This window comes from Janthinobacterium sp. (assembly GCF_031995485.1).
Taxonomy (GTDB): Bacteria; Pseudomonadota; Gammaproteobacteria; order Burkholderiales; family Burkholderiaceae_D; genus Janthinobacterium.
The window spans coordinates 1-6,018 of record NZ_DAMAGB010000088.1 but is presented as its reverse complement, the minus strand read 5'-3'; the positions used below and the strand labels follow the sequence as shown (position 1 = coordinate 6,018).

Below are 6,018 nucleotides of genomic sequence, written 5' to 3'. Positions count from 1 at the left end.
TTTCGCTCGCCCTGTCGCTGCCCGCCGCCGCCCAGCAAGCAACTCCCTGTCCGCATGCGGCCTGGAAAGGCGGTTTCCAGGGCAATGCGCGGGCGCAGGCCATGTGTTTGCTGCGCCCGGTCGCCATGTATGCGCGGCTGGGCGCCTCTGCTGCCCTGCCCGCCTTTCTCGACCGGCATATCGGCGAGAAGGTCATGCTGGAGCGCGACCAGCTGCTGGCCTACCTGGCTGACATGCACATCAGCGTAACCGACCTGGGTGGCGCACTCGATGCCCCCCTGTCGCGCGCGCAAGGCCGGCTGACAGCGCCCGTGGCGCGCTATTTCGTGATCCACGACACCAGCTACCCGAATTTTCTCAATCAGCCGATTCCCGCCGCCATCGATACGCGGGACTGGGACTTCAACGATTTTGCGGTCCGCGATCCTGCCAGAGGCGCCGGTCCCAAGGGCCATGTGTATGTGAACCGGCTGGGCGGCTCGGTCGCCGTGCATGATTTTGGCGAAGCCAACTACGCCAGCAAGCTGGAAAAGGACAAGCCCTCGCTGACGGGACTGTTTTTGCATATCGAGCTGGTGCAGCCGCGCAGGTCGCTGCCCTCCGGCGGCAAGGGCAACGATGCGCTGGCGCCCAATCCCGGTTTTACCGCCGCCCAATACGAAAGGCTGGCCCTGCTGTATATCGCCGCCAGCGTGCGCAAGGGAAGCTGGCTGATACCCGCGTTCCACGCCGTGCTGGACACGGGTTATCCGAACGGCCATGACGACCCGCAAGATTTCTCCCTCGCCACCTGGTCGGACGCGGTCGCGCGGCTGGCCGAACGCATGCAGTAACGGATGCAAACAGCTGCGGCCGTCCCCAATACGGACCGCTGGCCGAAATTCGCCGCACCAATGCGGTGCAGTTCACACAATAGCGCATTAAAAATGGTCTTTTTTGTCATAGTGCCCACTGGCACGCTTCCTGCTGGAGTAAGCTTACAGGACAGGCTCAAGGGGAAATCACAACATGGCAAATTTTTTTAATGAAATGACTGCGGATGAGGTGGGCACGGACGGCAAGGTACGTGACCATTATCGTGAATTCAAGCAGTGGCTGGAACAGCAATCGCCGGAAACCATCGCCCGCAAGCGCGCCGAAGCGGACCTGACGTTTCGCCGCGTCGGTATCACGTTTGCCGTCTATGGCGACGATGCCGGCACCGAGCGCCTGATCCCGTTCGATACCATCCCGCGCATCATTCCCGCCGATGAATGGGCGCAGATGCAGACCGGTCTGGTGCAGCGCGTCAAGGCGCTCAACATGTTTATCCACGATATCTATCACGAGCAGAACATTATCAAGGCCGGCATTATCCCCGCCGAGCAGATCTACAAGAATGCGCAGTACCGCCCTGAAATGCAGGGCATTTCCGTCGCTTCCGATATCTACGCCCATATTGCCGGCGTCGATATCGTGCGCGCCGGCCAGGGCGAGTTTTACGTGCTGGAAGACAATCTGCGCGTGCCGTCCGGCGTATCCTACATGCTGGAAGACCGCAAGATGATGATGCGGCTGTTCCCAGAACTGTTTGCGCGCAACCGCATCGCGCCGGTCGATCACTATCCCGACATGCTGCTCGATAACCTGCGCTCGGTCGCGCCGATGGGCGTCGATGACCCGACGGTGGTGGTCATGACGCCGGGCATGTACAACTCGGCCTACTTCGAGCATGCCTTCCTGGCACAGCAGATGGGCGTGGAGCTGGTCGAAGGCAAGGACCTGTTTGTCAACGACAATTCCGTCTACATGCGCACCACGCGCGGACCGAAACGCGTGGACGTGATCTACCGCCGCGTCGACGACGATTTCCTCGATCCGCTGGCATTCCGTCCCGACTCGTCGCTGGGCGTGCCCGGTTTGCTGTCGGTGTACCGCGCCGGCCGTGTCACGCTGGCCAATGCGATCGGCACCGGCGTGGCGGACGACAAGTCGATTTATCCGTTCGTGCCCGACATGATCAAGTTCTACCTGTCGGAAGAGCCCATCCTGAACAACGTGCCGACCTACCAGTGCCGCAAGTCGTCCGACCTGTCATATGTGCTGGCCAACCTGCCCAAGCTGGTGGTCAAGGAAGTGCATGGCGCCGGCGGCTACGGCATGCTGGTGGGACCGGCTTCGAGCACCGCGCAGATCGAGGATTTCCGCCAGCGCCTGCTGGCCAACCCGAGCGGCTATATCGCCCAGCCCACGCTGGCCCTGTCGGCCTGCCCTACCTATGTGGAATCGGGCATCGCGCCGCGCCATATCGACCTGCGCCCGTTTGTGTTGTCCGGCAAGACCATCTCGATGGTGCCGGGCGGCCTGACTCGCGTCGCGCTCGGCGAAGGCTCGCTGGTGGTCAACTCCTCGCAAGGGGGCGGCACCAAGGATACCTGGGTACTGGAAAAATCTTTCGCTGGAGACAAATAATGCTGAGCCGTACCGCCGATCACCTGTTCTGGATGGCCCGCTACACCGAGCGCGCCGAAAATACGGCGCGCATGCTCGACGTCAACATGCAGACCTCGATGCTGCCGCAATCGCAGGAAGACGCCGAGCAGGGCTGGCGCGCCACGTTGGGCATTTCCGAGCTGCAAAGCGCCTACGATGCCAAGTACGGCCGCTTCCACACGCGCGACGTGCTCGACTTCATGGTGCGCGACCCGAACAACCCGTCCTCGATCATTGCCTGCCTGACGGGCGCCCGCGAAAACGCGCGCGCCGTGCGGGGCACTTTGACCACCGAAGTGTGGGAAACCCAGAACGCCACCTGGCTCGACCTGCAGAAGCGCCTGAAAAGCAATCTGCTGGAGACCGATCCGAGCGCGTTTTTCGAGTGGGTCAAGTACCGCTCGCACCTGTCGCGCGGCGTCACGCTGGGCACCATGCTGAAAGACGAGGCGATCCATTTCATCCGCCTGGGGACCTTCCTGGAGCGGGCCGACAATACGGCGCGCATCCTGGACGTCAAATTCCATGGCGCCAAGGATGCCTCGAAAGACATCGCCCAGCGCGATTTTTATTACTGGGCGGCGCTGCTGCGCTCGGTGTCGGGCTTCGAGATCTACCGCAAGGTATACCGCGACGTGATCACGCCCGAGCGCGTGGCCGAACTCTTGATCCTGCGCGGCGACATGCCCCGTTCCCTGCTGGCCTGCATGGATGACGTGGTCGACAATCTGCATCATATCCGTAACGATGTATCGGCCGATACCGAGCGCTTCGCGGGACGGCTGCATGCCGAACTGAAATTCGGCCATATCGACGATATCCTGAAGGCCGGCCTGCACCATACCCTGACGGAGTTCCTGGAAAATATCTATGAACTGGGCAACCGCGTCAGCCGTGATTTCCTCGTTCCGCTGGCGGCCTGATGATACTGACCATCCGCCATGAAACCACGTATGACTACAGCACGCCGCTGGCCTACACCATCCAGCAGCTGCACCTGACGCCGCGCATCGAGCCGCAGCAGCGCGCGCTGTCGTGGCAGATCGCCACGCCCGGACAATCGCATGCCTATACGGATGCCTATGGCAACCTGTCGCAGATGCTGACGATCAATGGCAGGCACAACGCGCTGAAACTGGTGGCGCATGGTGTGGTGGAAACCATTTTCCCCTACCAGGGGCGGCTGAACCTGGAAGATACCCTGTCGCCGCTGCTGTTTACCATGCCGACGCGGCTGACGGAATCGGGCCCCACCATTGTCGAACTGGCCGGCGCCAACCTGCCGGACCGCGGCTCGCCGCCGGGCACGCGCCATCTGCTGCGCCTGGCCGAAAGCATTGCCGGCAAAGTCGCCTATGAAAGCGGCGCCACCGAGGTGACCACCACCGCGATCGACGCGCTGGCGCTGGGGCGCGGCGTATGCCAGGATCATGCCCATTTGTATCTTGCCTGCTGCCATGCCTGGGGAGTGCCGGCGCGCTATGTGTCGGGCTATATCGATCCGGGCAACACGGGCCATGCGGCCAGCCACGCGTGGATCGACGCCTGGGCGGTGGACAGCGATTATGCGGGCTGGGTCAGCATCGACGTGACCCATGCGCGCCTGATGACGGACGCATACTGCCGCCTGGCCATTGGCCGCGACTACGATTCGGCGGCGCCCGTGCGCGGCGTGCGCCGCGGCGGCGGCAAGGAAACCCTGAGCGTCGACGTGCAGATCGCCTCGGCGCCCTAGCCCAGAAAACGCGGCAGAACGTGGCTGGCTGCGGCCCCGGGGCTGTTCGGCAAGGACGCGGCTGGTGTAGAATGAGCACCTTGTTGATTTATATCGTTTCCCGATGACTTATTGCATAGGCATGCGCCTCAATGAAGGCCTGGTCTTCCTGTCCGACTCCCGCACCAATGCCGGCGTGGACCAGGTCGGCACGTTCCGCAAGATGAGCGTGTTTGAAAATCCGGGCGACCGCGTGCTGGTGCTGATGACGGCCGGTAACCTGTCGATTTCGCAGGCGATCCGCCAGATCGTCTCGGACCATGTCGACAGCGACGGGCGCAGCATCTGGAACGTCACCAGCATGTATGACGCGGCGCGCCTGGTGGGCGAAGCGGTGCGCCTGGTGCGCGAGCGCGAAGCCAGGGCGCTGGCCGACTGCGGCATCGATTTCAATGTCAGCATGATCTTAGGCGGGCAGATCGGCGCGGAGCGCTGCCGCCTGTTCCAGGTCTACTCCGCTGGCAACTTCATCGAATCGCACGACGAAAACACCTATTTCCAGATCGGCGAAGCCAAGTACGGCAAGCCCATCATCGACCGCGTGGTCAATCCGTTTACGCGCCTCGACGAAGCGGCCAAGTGCGCGCTGATCTCGATGGATTCGACGCTGCGCTCGAATATTTCGGTCGGCCTGCCGCTCGATCTGCTGGTGTATGAAACGGAACGGCTGGCGGTCACGCGTTTTGTCACCATCGACGAAAAGAACCAGTATTTCCGCATGATCCGCGACACCTGGGGCCAGCAGCTGAAAAATGTGTTTGAAGGCATCGTCGATCCGGTCTGGAACGCGGCGCCCGAAACCACCCTCAACGTGCTGTCGTCGACCAACATGAACAGCAAGCCGGTGCGCGTGGGCGTGCCGGAGCACGTGCGCCGCGATGGCGCCAGCGCCGCGCCGCTGCAATCGCTGGCACAGCAGTTCGACGGCGGCAGACAGCAGTGAGCGTGCTCACACCATAGCAACGTCGTGTGGCGCCAACCGTGCTTTTATGGCAAGATGAATTGAATTTTCAATCATATTGCACAGAGAGGCGGGTGGCCCATGGACTTGATCACTTCCGCAGTGGCGGCCGCCATTGCACAGGGTGCGCCCGGCGCGGCGCCCGAGGCCGTCGCCCTCCCTTACCAGCGCCTGAAAGCGGCGATTGGCCGGCTGGCTGGCGCGTCCGACGTGCTGGCGGCCATCGCCAGCCTGGAAGCGGCGCCTGATTCGCCAGCGCTGCGCCTGGCACTGTCGAAGGCGGTGGCGGCCGCCAGGGCGCCCGACGATATGGCCACCCTGTTTGCCGCGCAGGCATTGCTGGAACAGCTGCGCGAACCTGAACCGGCCCCGCCACCTGCGGCAGCGCCCGCCGCCAGTATCGAAACAAGCGCATTGGTATCGAACTACGCCGTGGTCAGGGTGCATTTCGCCACCGACCGCCAGCGCGACCTGGGCAAACCTGCCGCCCAGCGTTTCAGCGGCGAGCGCAGCAGCGCCGGCAGCATCAGTTACGGGCATTGCGAGATCAGCATCCCGCGCGACCACCGCATGGGCGAGCTGGAGTCGCCGTCGCTGTGGCGACTCGAATTTCGCGCCGACCCCGCCAGGCATGTGATGCTGCTGAGCGCCGAGGTGGACGACCCCGCGCATTTCTTTGCCGCGCTCTCGGAGCAGATCCAGGCATCGAAGGGTAAAAATGCCTTTGTCTTTTTCCACGGCTATAACGTCACCTTTGAAGACGCGGCGCGGCGCACGGGCCAGATGGCCTACGACCTGGGCTTTGACGGCG

Annotated in this window: 6 protein-coding genes; all 6 read left to right on the top strand. The window is 62.9% G+C overall.

Features of this window, described 5'->3' with window-relative positions; all coding sequences use genetic code 11:
• A partial coding sequence (locus RTQ46_RS27005) for a hypothetical protein (RefSeq protein WP_312440698.1) occupies positions 1-833 on the top strand: 833 nt, incomplete at its 5' end.
• 175 nt (positions 834-1,008) lie between these two features.
• Positions 1,009-2,451 carry a circularly permuted type 2 ATP-grasp protein gene (locus RTQ46_RS27000; RefSeq protein ID WP_312440697.1) on the top strand — a complete coding sequence of 481 codons (1,443 nt, stop codon included), beginning with the start codon at positions 1,009-1,011 and terminating at the stop codon, positions 2,449-2,451.
• Positions 2,451-3,395, top strand: a complete 945-nt coding sequence (locus tag RTQ46_RS26995) for an alpha-E domain-containing protein (protein ID WP_312440696.1) — start codon at positions 2,451-2,453, stop codon at positions 3,393-3,395. Before RTQ46_RS27000 ends, RTQ46_RS26995 begins: the two co-directional genes overlap by 1 nt.
• Positions 3,395-4,207, top strand: coding sequence for a transglutaminase family protein (locus tag RTQ46_RS26990; RefSeq protein ID WP_312440695.1), 813 nt, complete (start codon positions 3,395-3,397; stop codon positions 4,205-4,207). The genes RTQ46_RS26995 and RTQ46_RS26990 overlap by 1 nt, the downstream gene beginning before the upstream one ends.
• Before the next feature lie 103 nt (positions 4,208-4,310).
• Positions 4,311-5,189 (top strand): peptidase, encoded by an 879-nt coding sequence (locus RTQ46_RS26985; protein ID WP_312440694.1) that lies wholly within the window; start codon positions 4,311-4,313, stop codon positions 5,187-5,189.
• A 99-nt stretch (positions 5,190-5,288) separates the two neighbouring features.
• The coding region (locus RTQ46_RS26980; protein ID WP_312440693.1) for an alpha/beta hydrolase at positions 5,289-6,018 on the top strand (730 nt) is incomplete at its 3' end.